Source organism: Alteromonas sp. ABH4_454, assembly GCF_056311775.1.
This window is the reverse complement of the sequence record NZ_CM149972.1, coordinates 3,033,581-3,049,801: the sequence shown is the minus strand read 5'-3', so window position 1 is coordinate 3,049,801 and position 16,221 is coordinate 3,033,581. Positions and strand designations below refer to the sequence as shown.

The following is a 16,221-nucleotide window of genomic DNA, read 5'->3' as shown; positions in this document are numbered from 1 at the left end:
CTGCAACTTATGGCGCTTTAGAACACAGAGCGATAAAACATCAGCGCAATGATAACCGGACATACAAAGCGAACGTACCAAGGCCAGATTTTCCAGAAAATACTGTGCTCAGCAAACTCATCACCTTGCTTGAGTTCTTCCAGTATGGCGTCTCTACGCCATACCCAACCAGCGAAAATACACAATGCTAGTCCAAGGAGTGGTTGGCTATACTCTGTGGTTAGAGCAATAACAAGGCCAAACAAGGTTTCGAAATTCAAAATAATGATGCAGCTTAAAACAAAGATGATCGATGCCATCAATAGCACGGCTTTTTTACGTTGAAGACCTTTGCTTTCTACCATAAACGCAACGGGCACTTCTAACATTGAAATTGAAGACGTGACTGCCGCAATCGCCATTAGCGCGAAAAAGGTAAAGGCAACGAAAAGCCCTACAGTACCAATGGTATCAAACAGTGCTGGCAGTACTTTAAAAATCAGCGTGTCACCTTGGATTAACGCGCCTTCTGGCGTGAAGATTTCGACGCCATTGTTCAGCGCAACGTACATAGCTGGAATAATAAGCATACCAGCTATCACGGCTACACCTATATCGACTAGCGCAACGGAAGCGCCAATGCTTGGTAGGTTCTCATTTTTACTAAGGTATGAGCCGTAGACCAGCATAGTACCTACACCTAAAGACATTGAGAAAAACGCTTGCCCCATTGCATTAATTAGTAATTCCGGGTCTAGAACACGGGAGAAGTCAGGCACTAAATACGCTGACCATCCTTCTACGGCACCAGGCTGAAGGCTCACGTAGACTATCAATGCAAGAATGAGAATAACTAAAGTAGGCATAAGCCGAACTGACCACTTCTCAATACCTGACTTTACACCGCCAACAACAATAAATGCGGTTAAGCCCATGAATAAAAAACAGAATATAACGTTACGCGTAACTGATGAGGTGAGCAGCCAATCGCTTGCACTGGTTAATCCAACCATACTGACGGCAGCATCGGCAAAATAAACTAGCATCCATCCACCAACAATAGCGTAGAAGGCAAGAATGAGTGAAACGGTAACACAGCCCCAAATTCCGGTTAGCCTTCCGGCAAAATTACCTGAAATTTTACCTAAAGCGTCAACCATATTCGAACGTGAACTACGTCCAATGATGAGTTCAGCCATGAGAACCGGGTAAGCGAGAACGAAGGCAAGGAGTAAGTATACAAGAACAAACGCAGCCCCTCCGTTACTCGCTACTTTTGTGGGGAAACCCCAAATATTGCCGAGTCCAACTGCTGAGCCTGCCGCTGCTAGCACGAACCCTATTCGAGAGGAAAATTCGCCTCTGATAGCCATGTTATTTCCCTTTATTATTGTTTTATTAGTTTATTTATAGACACAAAAAAAGGGCTGGCCCTAGACCAGCCCTTTTTTCTAATCACTTAGTTTCTTGTGATAGCGTAACGGCCTGTTTCAATCATATCGAACGTGATGTTGGCGGCTTCATCCAAGAATGGGTCTAATTCTTCCATATCTTCCGGTAAGTCGTCCAATGATGTGACAGTTTCCATTCCCATTCGCTGTAAACGTTCGTTAGCACGTGCGAGAGATTTCTCTTCCGCCTCTTTTTTATCTGCTTCGCGTACAGACTTCACCAGTGAGATAAAGTTCTTATCTTTGTTTTCTTTGTATTCTTCAATATCGTCATAAATATAAGAAAACTCTGGGTTTTGCAGAATGCGTTTGTTGTGTTTCGCTGTTAATACGTCCAGAGCGGCAGTGCCGTCAGCAAAAGTCGTATAGTTTGCTCGATTAATACTATCCCATGGCAGGGCGTTTTCTGCCTGCGCTTCGCCCCACTCTGATGGTTCTACAGCAGATGGATAAAGGATGTCAGGAATAACCCCCTTATGCTGAGTACTTCCACCGTCGATACGATAGAACTTAGCGATAGTGAACTGAACACTGCCAAGTGGATTATCGTAAAGGTCATAAATCTTGCCTAAACCGCGGTGTTGTTGAACTGTACCTTTACCAAAAGTTTGTTCGCCAACAATGAGTGCGCGGTTATAGTCCTGCATAGCCGCTGCAAAAATTTCTGATGCTGATGCGCTATAACGATCAACTAATACCGTCAGTGGACCATCGTAGGCGACCTCACCATCAGTATCACGATTTACGCTTACTTTGCTTTGACCATAGCGAATTTGAACTACTGGGCCTTTTTCTATAAATAAGCCGGTTAACAATGTGGCTTCAGTAAGTGAGCCACCACCGTTACCACGTAAATCAACAATCACGCCTTTTACGTTTTGTGCTTTCAAGCTTTCTATTTCTTTTGCAACATCCATACTTAGGTTGTTGTAAAAGCTTGGAATGGTGATTACACCTAATGGTTCACCTGCGTGAGGACCTGTTTCAGGTACATATACTTCAGACTTTGCGGCGCGATCTTCAAGTTTAATTTTATCGCGAGTTAGACTAACCACCGAGGTTGTTTTGGACTCAGAGGCGCCTTTTTCAACTTGTAATCGGACAGTACTTCCTTTCGGGCCTTTGATAAGCTCAACGACCTCGTCTAGTCGCCATCCAATTACGTCTACAAATTCTTCATCGTCTTGCGCTACGCCAACAATCTTATCTTCAGGCTTTATTGCGCCCGATTCGTCTGCTGGCCCGCCTGGCACTACACTTTTTATAACTGTGTAGTCGTCTTCGCTTTGTAATACCGCACCAATACCTTCAAACGACAAGTTCATGTCCATTTGGAAACGTTCAGCGTTTCGCGGAGACAAATAACTAGTGTGAGCTTCTATAGTGCGAGCAAACGCATTCATGGCAGTTTGGAACACGTCTTCGCTTTTCGCTTGTTTAGTACGTTTAATTGCTCGCGTGTAACGTTTGGTAAGCAGCTCTTTTGCTTCTTCCCACGTTTTATCTGCAAGTATCAAATTCAACGCATCATACTTAACGCGTTGACGCCAGATTTCATCAAGCTCAGCTTTATTTGCAGGCCAGTCTGCGCCTTCTCTATCGTAAAAGAATTTATCGCCTTCTTTTTCGAAATCAAATGGCCCTTTTTCTAACAATGATAATGCAAACTCATAACGTTCAACGCGACGCTTCGCACTTACGTTATACATATCATAGGCAACTGAAAGGTTACCTTTACTCAGCGCATCATCGAACAGGGTGCGGTATTTTTCAAAACCTACCACGTCAGACAATAACAATACTTGCTTATTGTGATCTAATGAATCGATAAAGCGCTGATAAACTCGAGCAGAAAGCGCGTCATCCAACGATATTTCCTTGTAATGCGCCCTTGTAAAAAGTGCGCTTACTCGTTTTGCGGCAACACTGTGTTGAGATTCCTGCTGTAAAATAGGAAGCTCGTCTACCTCTGGTGTTGACGTAACGGCGCCAGCTCCTACCCCTACGGTAAGAAAAGCACTGGCGATGGAAATTCGAAGGATGTCTCTCATATTTTACGACCTCTTGGAGCGTGCCAAACGTAAAGCGTCTGCGTTTACTTTAACTACCATGCCTGAGTCTAATTGAACGTGGATGCCATCTTTAGCAACTTCGGTAATTACTGCTGGCATAGGTGCTTTACCTAATTTAACGGTAACTTGCGTACCTTGCTGTAAATCGCTGTCGGTCAATTTCGCAGGTGGTGTAGTGTTTGGTCTGTTATTTTTCGGTTTAGTTCCGCGCTTAGTATCAGCATGGTCCGAATTTGCAGATTTTTCACCTTTTGGACGATTAAATTGACGTTTGTCTTTACGCTTAGGCTGCTGTGCAAGCTTAGCTTTGCGCTTTTCAGCGGCTTTAGCTTTGCTTTCTTCAAGCTGCTGTTGCGCGTGATCAGCATGTTCTTTTTCAATCGCATCGCCTTCAACGCCGTCTAAATCTACACGGTTCGCACCTTCCTTGATGCTATAAAGATAGCGCCAGCTGTTGGTGTAATGACGTAGTGTAGAGCGAAGAAGCGTCTTGCTAACGCGTTCCTCTTCTTCTAAACGAGTGGCTAGATCTTGAAAAATACCGATCTTAAGTGGGCGGGCCTCGCCTTCAATGCTAAAACATTTCGGAAAGGTCTCTGCAAGGAAAGCTATCACTTCCTTACTGTTAGTAAACTTCTCTGGTGATTCCATTAACTTTCTAAATTATTCAGGAGATTTCATCGTTACTTGCATCATCCCAAGTTGCCAGCGTGTGGTCAACCCAATCAAGCAATTCGTCGTCATCTATTTCTAATAAATGCTTATCTTGTTGCCAAGATTCCCATGCGTAGTGCAAAATTTGCTCTAAACGCTGTGTTTCGATATCTTCTTCTGCATTGTCATAAACCGCGTGAAGAATGAAGTTTAAACGTTCAGATGCCTCATCTGGGTCATCATGAAAGTCTTCCATATCTTCAAATGTGGATAAAACAACGTGTATGTCGACACTGGATTTCATAATTATTTCTGCGAATCCATGAGAATTTGAGCAATTTCAACGAGCCCTTTTTCGTCTTCTTCACTAAAACGTTCAAACACAGGGCTGTCGATATCCAGTACGCCGATGAGCTTATCATTGAGTACAAGTGGAACAACAATCTCAGAGTTAGACGCGGCATCACAAGCAATGTGTCCTGCAAACTGATGAACATCGGCTATACGCTGAACGGTTCTGGTACTTGCACTTGTACCGCAAACGCCCTTTCCTAGGGGAATACGAATGCAAGCGGGCTGACCTTGGAATGGACCAAGTACCAATTGCTCTTCTTTAAAAAGATAGAAGCCTGCCCAATTTACCTCTTCGAGGTTATTGAAAAGCAGTGCACTGATGTTGGCCATATTAGCAATGAGATCATGCTCGCCAGAAACCAAGCTCTTTGCTTGGGCGACTAACTGGCTGTACTGTTGTTCTTTCAAACGAATTTCCTGCTATTGAACAATATTAAAAGACACATTAATCCGCGCTTCTATACGCTCTTGACCCGGTAAAGACATAGACATGTCTTTGGCAAAAGCTTCAGCACGCATTACTGGAATCGGCATATTGCCACCAGATTCTGAGATTGCAACTACTTCACCTACTTCCACCTCTAATTCTTTCGCTAATAAGTGGGCGCGTTGCTTTGCGTCTTTCACTGCAGCAATTAGAGCTTTCTGGTATGCATCGCCTTCACCAATAGTGATAAAGTTAAACTGTTGGATACGGTCAACACCACGCTTTAGCACGCCATCTAGCACTTTATCGTAGGTTTCAAGATCGGTTGAGGTGACTGTGATATCACGAGACAGAGTGAAACCTTCTTGCTGTCGTCCTTGCGGTGTATTGGTATAACGAGGTTGCAAGCGCACTTGCATACTTTGAATATGCTTTTCGTCTATGCCTTGATTAAGGAGAAACTTAACGATAGAACGCAAGTCTGCATCTAGTCGCGTATTGAGTTTGCCTACCGTCGCGCCCTCTTCTTCAACAACCAACTTCACTGAGTAAGCATTTGGTGTCACTTCTACAGCACCTACGCCTTGAACATTTATTACTGCATCTTGTGCAGCTTGAGCAGAAACCACTGGGGCGGACAATGCGATTACTGCTGAAGCCCAAAGCGCTCTTGTGAACATGTTTGGTTTAGTATGCATAAATAATTTCATAATGATTCCTTTTCAGAAGACATGTTTATTCACTTTGTTATTGAGAATAAATGTACATGGCTGAATAGTGTATGAATGTATTTGATGCAGGAAATATTAGCACTGAACCGCAAGTTAGAGAGTTACAACTTCGTCGAGCAGCGTTATTTATAAGTTAAGCCTCGTGTTAACAATAGTAAACAGGGGCAACTAGTTGAGATTATTTCAAAAGATGAAGCTCAAAAAGCCAACATGTTTAACAACTTAGAAGCTTCGCATGTTGGCGTTTATTAGGCATTAGGTAAAAGTAAATATTTGGGGTTTGGTCACCCTGGCTTGTTTCAAAAAGCTGCTATTTCAATACGCTTCGCAACGCTGCAAGACAGTGGTCTATGTTGCGTGGTTTACACGCATAACCCATCAGCCCAATACGCCATACTTTTCCTGCATGATCGCCCAGCCCAGCCCCTATTTCTAGATTAAAATCTTCAAGTAGTTGCTTCCGAACGGCTGCATCATCTACGCCATCTGGTATTTTGACAACATTTAGCTGAGGTAAGCGATAAGCACTGTCTACGGTTAGCTCTAAACCAATGTCACTTAAACCTTGTGCAAGTTTTTCGTGGCCTGCGGCATGTCGCTTCCACGCATTTTCTAACCCTTCTTCTTTTAATATTAGAAGTGATTCGTACATTGCATACATAGTGTTCACGGGCGCCGTATGATGGTACGCACGTTTTGCGCCTTGGCCCCAGTAACCGACAATCAAATTCATGTCTAAGAACCAGCTTTGCACTTTTGTTTTTCTGTTTTGAATGACGTGAACTGCTTTATCGCTAAAAGAAACTGGTGAAATTCCCGGCACGCAACTTAAGCATTTTTGTGAGCCTGAATAAATAGCATCGATACCCCATCCATCTACATCTAACTCAATGCCCCCTAATGAAGTAACCGCGTCGACAATAGTTAAACAATCATATTTTTGGGCTATTTCACACAGTGCTTTGGCTTCATTGCGTACACCCGTTGATGTTTCTGCATGAACAAAGGCAAGAATTTTTATATCGGGGTTGGTTTTTAAAGCATCTTCAACAGCGTTAAGGTCGGTTTGCTCACCCCAAGTATTTTTAATAGTGATAGCTTCACCACCGCATCGCTCAACATTTTCGACCATGCGGTTGCCAAAAACGCCATTAATACAAACAAGTACTTTATCGCCAGGCTCTACCAGATTAACAAAACACGCTTCCATACCCGCGGAGCCAGGGGCAGAAATGGGCATAGTGAGAGCATTTTCGGTTTTAAATGCATATTGTAATAGCTGTTTCGTTTGATCCATTAACTCAATGAATAGAGGATCCAAATGACCTAAAGTAGGTCTAGCCATGGCATTTAGTATTCTTGGATTAACGTCGGATGGTCCTGGTCCCATCAAGGTACGTTCAGGCGGTATAAAAGTAGAAAAAGATTGCATAATCCATCCTTATTTTTGTGAGAGCCAATGATTATAGTTAGTGTCTAGCCTTAAAAGCATGACCAATGCCGTCATACTACAAGTTTGGTTAAAAGGAACAACCGTCTGTTTTGAACATAAATAAGATGAATGAGCGCCGAACTACACATTCACTTTTATGTATATGCAGGAATCAAAAGGCTATAAAGATGGGAAAGTTACGGCCGAGTGAATAAGTGCGTCAAATTGAGTTAAAATTTTTACCACATCCGACCAGCATTTAGTTCATTGATATATTTAAGGTTATTTCTATACTTACGTTATTAATCAGGGTGTAAGATAAAATTCACACAATTGCTGTTTATATTTTGAGCTAATTTAAACTATACTCATTGTCCGTTTAAAGTTTTTTATTTAAACTCTCCCTGTAAAAGTTAGCGCACGGCTCAGCAATGAGCCATTCCCCTAGGCCCGGAACGTTTGTTCTGGGCATTTTTTATGGGGAAGAAAAAATTAAATCGCGAGTAGGATGATTACTCATCAATCTGTTTCAAAGATGTCATGTAAGTCTTTGCGTTGCTGACATAGTGGTCTGCTGAGGCCTTTAACTTTGGCTCTACGTTTTCATCAAAAGTTCTGATAACTTTGCCAGGTGCTCCTACAACTAAGCTGTAGTCTGGGATTTCCATGTTTTCAGTGATTAGTGTATTAGCGCCAATAATACAGAACTTTCCAATTTTCGCACCGTTTAGCACCACGGCGTTAATACCTATCAACGAGTAATCGCCAATTTCACAGCCGTGAAGCATAACTTTATGACCTACTGTCACTCCTTTGCCAAGGACCAAAGGAATTCCCGCATCAGTATGTAACACGCTGCCGTCTTGGATATTTGTATTCTCACCCACCGATATTTTGTCCATGTCGCCACGGATTACCGCGTTAAACCAAACACTGGCCCCCTCTTTAAGTTCTGTGTTTCCAATAACGTGAGCCCCCGGTGCAATGAAAGCGCTCTGGTGAACTTGCGGTGTTGCTGAACCTAACTTATAACGCATTCGCTTATTCCCTATTCGTCTACTTTTCTCATTAACCCTTCTTGCATGGTTGATGCAATAAGTTCGCCTTTTTGATTAAAAATCTGACCGCGAACTAAGCCCCTAGACCCACCACTAAATGGGCTTTCCATTGCATATAACATCCATTCATTCATGCTAATTGGGCGATGAAACCACATTGCATGATCAATGGTTGCAATGCGAAGTGACTTATCAGTTACAGCAACACCATGAGGTTGTAATGAGGTACTTAAAAAATGATAGTCTGATGCGTAAGCAAGTGCAGCTTGGTGCACGGCAAGTTGCGCATCCATGGTATCTCTTGCTTTTAACCAAATATAGCGGGTAGGTTCACGCTTAGCTGAATGATATGAATTTGCTGCATCTACGGTGCGAATATCAACCGGTTTGTGGTAGCTTAACGCTTCCTGCATAGGGCGCGCTATTTTGTTGAAGTTCGCTTCGTAAAACTCTATGTCAGATTGCACTTCTTCAGGCGGAGGGACATCGGGCATGGTGGGATTCTGATGCTCCATGCCTTCTTGTGGCACTTGGAAAGATGCAGTCATGTAGAATATGTTTCTGCCATCTTGTATCGCTTTGACGCGACGAGCCGAGAAACTTCTTCCGTCTCGTACTATTTCTACGTCGTATACAACCGGTTTTTTAGCATCGCCCGGTAAAAGGAAGTAGGTATGGAATGAATGGGCCACTCTGTCTGGTGATACGGTCTCATAAGCAGCTGCCAGAGCTTGTCCCAAAACTTGCCCGCCAAATAAAGCTCTAAAGCCTAAATCCCAGCTTTGACCTCGATAGATGCCAGCTTCCACTGTTTCAAGTTCAAATAGTGATGATAGTTTAATCTCGGACATGTTGTACGTTCTCTTCTATAACTGCTTTGGGGTTTCGCGGGTAATATTTTTCAGGCAATTTTGCTTTATGCTCAAAAAAGCGCGTATCTTTATAGGGTAACTTCATAAACCCTGAAATGCCTAGCCCTTTTATGTTAGGAATTTGTTGCACTAGTTGCGCCAGTAAAGCTTTAAAGCGCTCTTCTTGGCTATGGTCAAGCAAGGTATAATAGTTGTGTATCTTCAGGTGTTTAGGTAATGCTTCAAATATAATACATCCTGTGTGATGAATTGTGTTTAACTGTACGATAGTTTCGATGATATCTTTCGGCAGCTTAAGTAATTCATCAGGATCATCGCCGTCTTCAAAGTAAGAGTGAGTTCGGCTCTCGTCTTTTTGTGCAGAAACACGTGACAACTCATAAGGAATGGAAAGGTCATTACCAGGTAGAAAATCTTCATCTTCGCTGTCGCGTTCAATATGAAGCGTATTCTTCGCATTAAACATACAGCATTTAAAAACGGCTGGCTTGTGTATAGCTCTCGCTAAATTAATCACGTTATTTACCGCTAAATCAAAGGTAGTTTTGAGGGTTTCATCATACAAGTTCAGGCTGGAATCTACATAAATACCCTCTGGCTCCCAACGTACCGCCATACCGCCTACTACTGGGTAGCGTCCTAGCCTACTGATGGCTGATACGAATGCTTTTTCAGTATCTCCCATACCTTGCAGGTAGTTTTTGTAGTAGCGGTCAAATTGCGCATCGTCTATGTAGCGTAACTCTTCTACGTCTTTATCATCTAAAGAGTCAGATAGCAGCGCTTGTTGGCGTAAATAAGACTTCCGCGAACTGTAAACGACGGTTTCAATGTCAGCATTAAAAGTATGGGTGAGCCAAGTGGGTATTAACGGCGTGTATTGCGTAGGTTTGTCTTGGGTGAAAACCATGTTTTTTAAAACGTGAAGGTGGTTAAACAAATAATCGCCACCCTGTCTTCTTTTTACAGGGTCATCACTAAGCATATATTCCAAAATATTAGCAAGCATTTTGGGTAACCCGAGGGATGATGGCGTAATAACTTTACTTCCATAGCGACAAGATTGCCCAGATGCTAAAGCGTATAGCGTGCTAGCTAATCCCTGCTCATCAAAGCGCGGGCTTGAAAGCGCACCGTTTAACTGCTCTTCCCCAATAAAGTAAACGTCACCAAGCCGTGCGTTCGTCTGATGAAGTTCGCCGGACATCAAATCCATGACGTTGTTACCCACATATTGCCCAGCGATATCGGTCTGAGCGAAGACCGAAGACCCCCAGTCTATTAAGCCTATAGATTCATTAGTGGCATCCCAGACCAGATTTGAGGGTTTAATATCGCCGTGGACAATAGGCTTAATTTCGCCATTCTCGCTGTATTGGCGAAAACTCGACAAAAGCTCGCCCACTTGAACGGCTATTTTCACGATTATACGGGGCGACAAAGGGCCTGTTTTCAAGCTTACTTTTTCTAAATCTTCACCAGGCGCTCTGCCCATCACTAATATTGATTGCTTACGTATCTGCTGATATTCAATAAAACGCGGCACAAACTCGTGGTTAACGTGAGAAAGCATAAAAGCTTCTTCTTCTAAGCGGTCTTGGACATGCTGCGGCAAGGTTATACGCGAGAACTTAAATACCCGTGATTCTCCACTCGGCGCATTCCCTGCAAATGCAAAACCAAATGCGCCTTTTCCTAAAAGTTCAATATCGCTATACCCCAACCCAGCAAGTTGAGACATACAAAGATTTACCCAGTCTTTCAGTTTTTTTGCATCCGCATGGGATAGCAAGTAAATCGACTGTTCATCTGGTATGTAAAAGTGTTTTAAACCTTTAAGCTGAGACATTTCATTGTTTCACGGTTATGGAATTATTGATGTACTATTCACCCAGTAATTAGCCAATTAACTATGTGCTTGCGGTTAATTGGCACCTAGTTGACTATCAATACCATTAATTAGGAATCTTCATTTACCCAAGTAATTTGCGCCGTGGCATGAAAACCCGTTTCATTTTCACCTAGCATGTCAACAACGCTTGTTAATGCACTGTCTAGGTTCGTATCTAGCTGCCATGGCGGGTTCAGTACAAACACACCAGAACCATACATGCCTGCGTCAGACGTATTTTCTGCAACACATATCTCAGCTTTGAAGCAGGGTCTGCCAAGTTCTGCGAGTTTGTCGCACATAGCCTCACTTGCACCGCTTTTAGCGCCAGCCCTTTCTGATAGCAGTGGGTACCACACGACAATTTGCGCCTGCTGCCAACGTTTCAACACCTGTGCAACGCCTTTAACAAGGTCGCTATACTCATTCGCTCTTTCGTATGGAGGGTCAATTAAAATAGCACCGCGATTGGGCTTTGGTGGGGTGAGAGCACGAAGTCCTTCGTAGCCATCCCGTTTGTGTGTATGGCTATGTCCGGTACGAAGTCGCGACATGTTTTTCTCTAATTTTTGAAACTCGCCAGGATGAAGCTCCATTAAATGTAAAGTATCAATACCGCGTTTAGCCTTAGCGCTTATTGCAGGAGAGCCTGGATATTGCTGTTGCGCTAAGAAAGGTTCACATAATGACAGGTAGTCATTAAGTAAGCTTGGCAAATTTTCCGTGCTCTTGTTTTTGGGAGCCAGGTTTCCTGGAGTTGCAGTTCCATCACCTTGCCCGAAAAGACGGGAAATACCTGATTCGTATTCTTTGTTCTTTGACGATAGGTCGTCGGTTAAATCATATGTGCCAGCACCGGCATGCGTGTCAAAAAGCGTAAAGGGCTTGTCTTTCTTTTTTAAGGCGTTGATAACACCAATCCAACAAAGATGTTTGATGACGTCGGCGTGATTGCCAGCATGAAAGGCGTGTTGATAACTAAGCACAAAACCTCAGTAAAATATTTGTTTGTTTATAGGAAACTATAATAACGCCATCCCGCGATGAGGTACACAAAACAAAAAAAGGCCAATACGTTGATATTGGCCTCCTTACTATTACGCTACAGCATATAAAAATGCACTAAATAGATCATTTAAGGTGCATTAGCATTTTTTCTGGCTGGGTAAGATAACTCATCCATAAATTATTGAAGCGCACCATAGTTGCACCATCAATAATTCGGTGATCACCCGACCAATTAACTGCCATGATATGTTGTGCGCTAACATTACCCTCATCGTCAAAGCGAGGAAGCTTTTGAGTCTTACCTAACGCCACAATAGCGGCTTCCGGCTTGTTAATTACCGGCGTAGCAGTGATACCGCCGATAGCCCCAATGTTTGAGATGCTGATAGTACCACCTTTTAAATGCTCGCCGGCTACGCGCCCTGCCCTCGCTTGCTCGATAATATCTTGCATTTGAACGGCAATATCCAGTAGTGAAAGATCTTGTACCCTTTTAATATTAGGCACAAGAAGTCCAATTTTGGAATCTACCGCAAAGCCAATATTGTGATCAGAATAGTAGCTAATCTCAGTGGCATCCTCATTGAGTTGACTGTTAATTACAGGAAACTCGTTAAGTGCCAGCGACATCGCTTTAACGAAAAATGGCATAAAGCTTAATTTAACATTGTTCGCCTCAAACTCAGGCTTAAGCAAGCTACGTAACGACATTAGGTTGTCCATCACTAACTCATCGCTTACAGTGAAGTGAGGAATTGTGTAGACCGACGCGGACATCTGCTTGGCCATTGCGGCCTGAATACCGCGCACTTTTTCCGTCTTAACGGTGCCTTTAATCACAGTGCTTGTGCTATTCGAATCACCTTTATCTGCGGTAGATGAGCTTGGCGCAGAAGATGACGTATTTTGAGACGACGCATCAACATTCGAATGTTGTAGATTCAACACGTCAGACTTAAGAATACGCCCTTTTTTACCAGAGCCTTTAACTGTAGACAGGTCGATATTCTTTTCTCTAGCAACACGTCTTACCGCAGGGCTCGCTAGCACTTTACCTTCAATAGCAATAGGTGGCTCAAACTCACCGTCACTGAATTTCGATTGTGGGCTGTCATCTAAGTTTTGTGGTACAGCATTTGATGAACTCGTGCTTGACAGTTTAGATTTATCATCTGAGCTGTCAGACGTGTCATTTGTTACCGCAGATTCGCCGATAACTTCTAGTGCGAACAAGGCACTATGTACTTTAGCGATGTCACCTTGGGCGTAATAAAGCCGATGCACGGTTCCCGCATTTTTGGCAGGAATTTCAACCACTGCTTTATCAGTCATCACTTCAACAACAGCTTGATCTTCTTCGATGTCGTCGCCCTCAGCCACATTCCATTTCACAATTTCACACTCAACGATACCTTCACCAATATCTGGCAGTATAAAGTCTTCAATGTGTTTGCCGTTGGAATCACCTGAAGCTGATAAACCACTTTGGCCGGCAGTTGTATGTTCAGGCCCTTCAGCGCTATCGTTTTCTTTTATACGTTGCGTATTTGCCTCAGTGCTTGTGTCGCTATTTGCTACTGCATCGTTCGCATCATCCGGCGTCATTGAAAATAGTGGCTCATGAACCTTAGCAATATCGCCAACCGCATAATGCAACTTGTTAACCACCCCAGCATGCATAGCTGGAATTTGAACGGTGGCTTTGTCGGTCATTACTTCAGCTACGGGCTGATCTTCTTCAATGTGTTCACCTTCTGAAACCAACCATTCTAAAAGTTCACATTCAACAATACCTTCACCTATATCCGGTAAGATAAATTCAATTGTCATATCATTGTCTCCCGGCTTAATAATGAAGCGTACGCTTAATAGCTTCGTACGTTTTGGTTTCGTCTGGCATGTATTCTTTTTCATGAGCCAATGGATATGGCGTATCTAAACCACAAACCCTAGCAATCGGCGCCTCAAGATATAGAAAACAGCGCTCTTGAATGCTTGCTGCTATTTCACTTGCAAAGCCACCTGTTAACGGAGCTTCATGGTTTATCAGTAGACGACCAGTTTTCATGACAGATTGCATCACTGTTTCAACATCCCACGGAAGTATGCTGCGCAAGTCGATAATTTCACAGGACACACCATCTTCAAGGGCCATTTCTGCAGCTTTTTGCAAGATTTCTATCTGTGCCCCCCAACCTAGAAGCGTAATATCGCTACCTTCCTGCACAATATCCGCTTTACCTAGCGGTAGCTCGTAATCTTCTTCTGGTACTTCTGATACGGAGGCACGGTAAAGTCGCTTAGGCTCCATAAACAATACGGGGTTTTTATCGCGAATTGACGCAAGTAATAAACCTTTTGCTTGGTACGGATCACGAGGGATAACAATCTTAAGACCTGGGCAATGTGCAAAGAACGCTTCAGGTGACTGGCTATGGTAATGTCCACCTGCGATCCCACCGCCGTATGGAGTGCGGATAGTTAATGTACCTACATCAAACTGTCCACCTGAACGATAACGCCACTTCGCTGTTTCGTTTACTATTTGATCAAAAGCTGGAAAGATGTAATCACCGAACTGAATTTCTGCAACAGGAACCGAGCCTTGCGAGGCTAAACCATTGGCAAAGCCAATAATGCCTTGCTCAGTGAGTGGCGTGTTGAAGCAACGGGCTTTGCCAAATTTTTCTTGAAGATGGCTCGTTGCCCGAAATACACCACCAAAGTGACCCACATCTTCACCAAAGACCATTACTTTCTCATCTTCGGTCATGGCAGTGATGAGTGCATTATTAATTGCTTGTAGTAAGTTCATCTTGGCCATTATTTCACTCTCCCTGCGGTTTTAGGGTACATCTTTGGGTATTTCTTTATGTGTGCTTTTAGTTCGTTAAGTTGTTCTTTTAGGTGCCATGGCGCTGTGTCGTAAACGTCTTCTACTATATCGTCGATAGCACATACGTCTGTTTTCTCACAACTCTTCATCGCAGCTAATACATCTTGTCTTGCTTTATCAACACGCTTTTGATTTTCAGCTGCATCAAACCACCCTTTGCTTTCCAGCCATTTTTCCATACGAGCGATAGGGTCTTTTGCACGCCATTTGTCTTCTTCTTCACGAGAGCGATAGCCTGTTGGATCGTCCGACGTTGAGTGTGCAGCTAAGCGGTACGTCATGGCTTCAATGAGCACAGGGCACTTTTCTTCAATGGCGATTCGGCGGGCTTCTTTAGTAGCGGCATAAATAGCTAACACATCGTTACCGTCAACACGGATAGTTTTGATACCGTAGCCTAAGCCGCGAGACGCAATACCATCACCTGCAAATTGCTCTTCTGCGGGCGTTGATATGGCGTAACCATTGTTACGACAAAAGAAAATTACGGGGCAATTCAGTACAGCTGCCATATTTAAGCCAGCATGGAAATCGCCCTCTGAAGCTGCACCTTCACCAAAGTAGCAAATGGTCACCACGTCTTTACCCGACATTTTTTGTCCGTAAGCGTAACCAGAAGCTTGAGGGATTTGTGTGCCTAAAGGCGAGGAAATGGTCATGAAGTTAAGGGGCTTGTCACCGTAATGGATAGGCATTTGACGACCTTTGTTAGGGTCGTCCTTATTGCTAAACATTTGGTTCATGAATTGTTCGGTCGTATAACCACGGTAGGCCAGAGCGCCTTGTTCACGATATTGCGACATAATCATGTCATCGTCTGATAACGCAGCAGCACTTGCTACTGATGCGGCTTCTTCACCTGTACTCGCAAGATAGAAACTGATACGCCCCTGACGTTGTGCACCTACCATGCGTTCGTCCAAAACGCGGATATAATGCATGGTATTAAAAATTTTTAATGCTTCATCTTGGTCAAGTTCAGGCTCTACCGCTTTTTCGATAATCTCGCCTTCTGATGACAAAATTTGAAGCATTGGGATATCAACAACCCCTTTTGTAATGATTTCGACCTGATTTGTTGTTTTTACTTCGGCCAAATGATTTCTGTCTTTCACGTTTGTTCCCCTTAAATATGAGGGTTAATAGCGACTTTTATAGTTTGGGATATGCTAGATGAGGAATTGCAGGAGTGTCTTACTTATTCGAAGGTAATAATTCAGATGGATGAAATCACTATACTCAATTAGTCTAAATTAAAAGGATAATCGTCCTAATAAAGTAAAGCTCATGTAAATTTTATGAAAACAGCGTAGGATAATCCTCATAGTAAAATTGTATAATTGAGCGAAACACAAAGTTCGCTGGTGGTTTTTTATGTAATTTTATTTCAATTTTA

General features: G+C 43.2%; 14 protein-coding genes. All 14 read right to left on the bottom strand.

All coding sequences use genetic code 11. The features are described 5' to 3' along the window. Positions 1 to 17: 17 nt before the first annotated feature. The 14 genes from ACYX4W_RS13310 to ACYX4W_RS13245 all read right to left on the bottom strand — a co-directional run bounded on the left by ACYX4W_RS13310 (position 18) and on the right by ACYX4W_RS13245 (position 15,940). Positions 18 to 1,352: a sodium-dependent transporter gene (locus tag ACYX4W_RS13310; protein WP_476073508.1), complete on the bottom strand. Its 1,335-nt coding sequence runs from the start codon at positions 1,350 to 1,352 to the stop codon at positions 18 to 20. A gap of 86 nt (positions 1,353 to 1,438) precedes the next feature. Beyond that, a complete protein-coding gene (gene prc, locus ACYX4W_RS13305; protein WP_476073507.1) occupies positions 1,439 to 3,481 on the bottom strand; it encodes a carboxy terminal-processing peptidase in 2,043 nt (680 codons plus the stop codon). A gap of 3 nt (positions 3,482 to 3,484) precedes the next feature. Beyond that, positions 3,485 to 4,153, bottom strand: coding sequence for an RNA chaperone ProQ (gene proQ / locus ACYX4W_RS13300; RefSeq protein WP_474806732.1), 669 nt, complete (start codon positions 4,151 to 4,153; stop codon positions 3,485 to 3,487). 16 nt (positions 4,154 to 4,169) lie between these two features. Continuing rightward, entirely contained in the window at positions 4,170 to 4,460 is a 291-nt protein-coding gene (locus tag ACYX4W_RS13295) for a hypothetical protein (RefSeq protein ID WP_118494789.1), read from the bottom strand. 2 nt (positions 4,461 to 4,462) lie between these two features. Continuing rightward, positions 4,463 to 4,918 (bottom strand): GAF domain-containing protein, encoded by a 456-nt coding sequence (locus tag ACYX4W_RS13290; RefSeq protein ID WP_476073506.1) that lies wholly within the window; start codon positions 4,916 to 4,918, stop codon positions 4,463 to 4,465. Positions 4,919 to 4,930: 12 nt separating this feature from the next. Then, positions 4,931 to 5,647 carry an SIMPL domain-containing protein gene (locus ACYX4W_RS13285; RefSeq protein ID WP_474806736.1) on the bottom strand — a complete coding sequence of 239 codons (717 nt, stop codon included), beginning with the start codon at positions 5,645 to 5,647 and terminating at the stop codon, positions 4,931 to 4,933. 331 nt (positions 5,648 to 5,978) lie between these two features. Further along, complete coding sequence (locus ACYX4W_RS13280; protein ID WP_476073505.1) at positions 5,979 to 7,100, bottom strand: pyridoxal-phosphate-dependent aminotransferase family protein; 1,122 nt, start codon at positions 7,098 to 7,100, stop codon at positions 5,979 to 5,981. A 512-nt stretch (positions 7,101 to 7,612) separates the two neighbouring features. Beyond that, the gene (locus ACYX4W_RS13275; RefSeq protein WP_476073504.1) at positions 7,613 to 8,137 is read right to left on the bottom strand and encodes a gamma carbonic anhydrase family protein; all 525 of its coding nucleotides are present in this window, start codon (positions 8,135 to 8,137) and stop codon (positions 7,613 to 7,615) included. A gap of 11 nt (positions 8,138 to 8,148) precedes the next feature. Then, positions 8,149 to 9,009 (bottom strand): acyl-CoA thioesterase II, encoded by an 861-nt coding sequence (gene tesB, locus ACYX4W_RS13270; protein WP_474806742.1) that lies wholly within the window; start codon positions 9,007 to 9,009, stop codon positions 8,149 to 8,151. Further along, entirely contained in the window at positions 8,996 to 10,879 is a 1,884-nt protein-coding gene (locus tag ACYX4W_RS13265; RefSeq protein ID WP_476073503.1) for a protein kinase domain-containing protein, read from the bottom strand. The genes tesB and ACYX4W_RS13265 overlap by 14 nt, the downstream gene beginning before the upstream one ends. Positions 10,880 to 10,989: 110 nt before the next feature. Beyond that, positions 10,990 to 11,907, bottom strand: coding sequence for a 23S rRNA (adenine(2030)-N(6))-methyltransferase RlmJ (locus ACYX4W_RS13260; protein ID WP_476073502.1), 918 nt, complete (start codon positions 11,905 to 11,907; stop codon positions 10,990 to 10,992). Between the two features lie 145 nt (positions 11,908 to 12,052). Continuing rightward, positions 12,053 to 13,759: a dihydrolipoyllysine-residue acetyltransferase gene (locus ACYX4W_RS13255; RefSeq protein WP_476073501.1), complete on the bottom strand. Its 1,707-nt coding sequence runs from the start codon at positions 13,757 to 13,759 to the stop codon at positions 12,053 to 12,055. A 16-nt stretch (positions 13,760 to 13,775) separates the two neighbouring features. Then, positions 13,776 to 14,753, bottom strand: coding sequence for an alpha-ketoacid dehydrogenase subunit beta (locus tag ACYX4W_RS13250; protein ID WP_061095031.1), 978 nt, complete (start codon positions 14,751 to 14,753; stop codon positions 13,776 to 13,778). Beyond that, positions 14,753 to 15,940 (bottom strand): thiamine pyrophosphate-dependent dehydrogenase E1 component subunit alpha, encoded by a 1,188-nt coding sequence (locus tag ACYX4W_RS13245; protein WP_474806749.1) that lies wholly within the window; start codon positions 15,938 to 15,940, stop codon positions 14,753 to 14,755. The genes ACYX4W_RS13250 and ACYX4W_RS13245 overlap by 1 nt, the downstream gene beginning before the upstream one ends. Positions 15,941 to 16,221 lie beyond the last annotated feature (281 nt).

Bases quoted from the DNA above. Each gene is read 5' to 3' on its own strand.
- ACYX4W_RS13310 (WP_476073508.1), bottom strand. From the start codon at position 1,352: ATGGCTATCAGAGGCGAATTTTCCTCTCGAATAGGGTTCGTGCTAGCA.
- prc (WP_476073507.1), bottom strand. From the start codon at position 3,481: ATGAGAGACATCCTTCGAATTTCCATCGCCAGTGCTTTTCTTACCGTA.
- proQ (WP_474806732.1), bottom strand. From the start codon at position 4,153: ATGGAATCACCAGAGAAGTTTACTAACAGTAAGGAAGTGATAGCTTTC.
- ACYX4W_RS13295 (WP_118494789.1), bottom strand. From the start codon at position 4,460: ATGAAATCCAGTGTCGACATACACGTTGTTTTATCCACATTTGAAGAT.
- ACYX4W_RS13285 (WP_474806736.1), bottom strand. From the start codon at position 5,647: ATGAAATTATTTATGCATACTAAACCAAACATGTTCACAAGAGCGCTT.
- ACYX4W_RS13280 (WP_476073505.1), bottom strand. From the start codon at position 7,100: ATGCAATCTTTTTCTACTTTTATACCGCCTGAACGTACCTTGATGGGA.
- ACYX4W_RS13275 (WP_476073504.1), bottom strand. From the start codon at position 8,137: ATGCGTTATAAGTTAGGTTCAGCAACACCGCAAGTTCACCAGAGCGCT.
- tesB (WP_474806742.1), bottom strand. From the start codon at position 9,009: ATGTCCGAGATTAAACTATCATCACTATTTGAACTTGAAACAGTGGAA.
- ACYX4W_RS13265 (WP_476073503.1), bottom strand. From the start codon at position 10,879: ATGTCTCAGCTTAAAGGTTTAAAACACTTTTACATACCAGATGAACAG.
- ACYX4W_RS13255 (WP_476073501.1), bottom strand. From the start codon at position 13,759: ATGACAATTGAATTTATCTTACCGGATATAGGTGAAGGTATTGTTGAA.
- ACYX4W_RS13250 (WP_061095031.1), bottom strand. From the start codon at position 14,753: ATGGCCAAGATGAACTTACTACAAGCAATTAATAATGCACTCATCACT.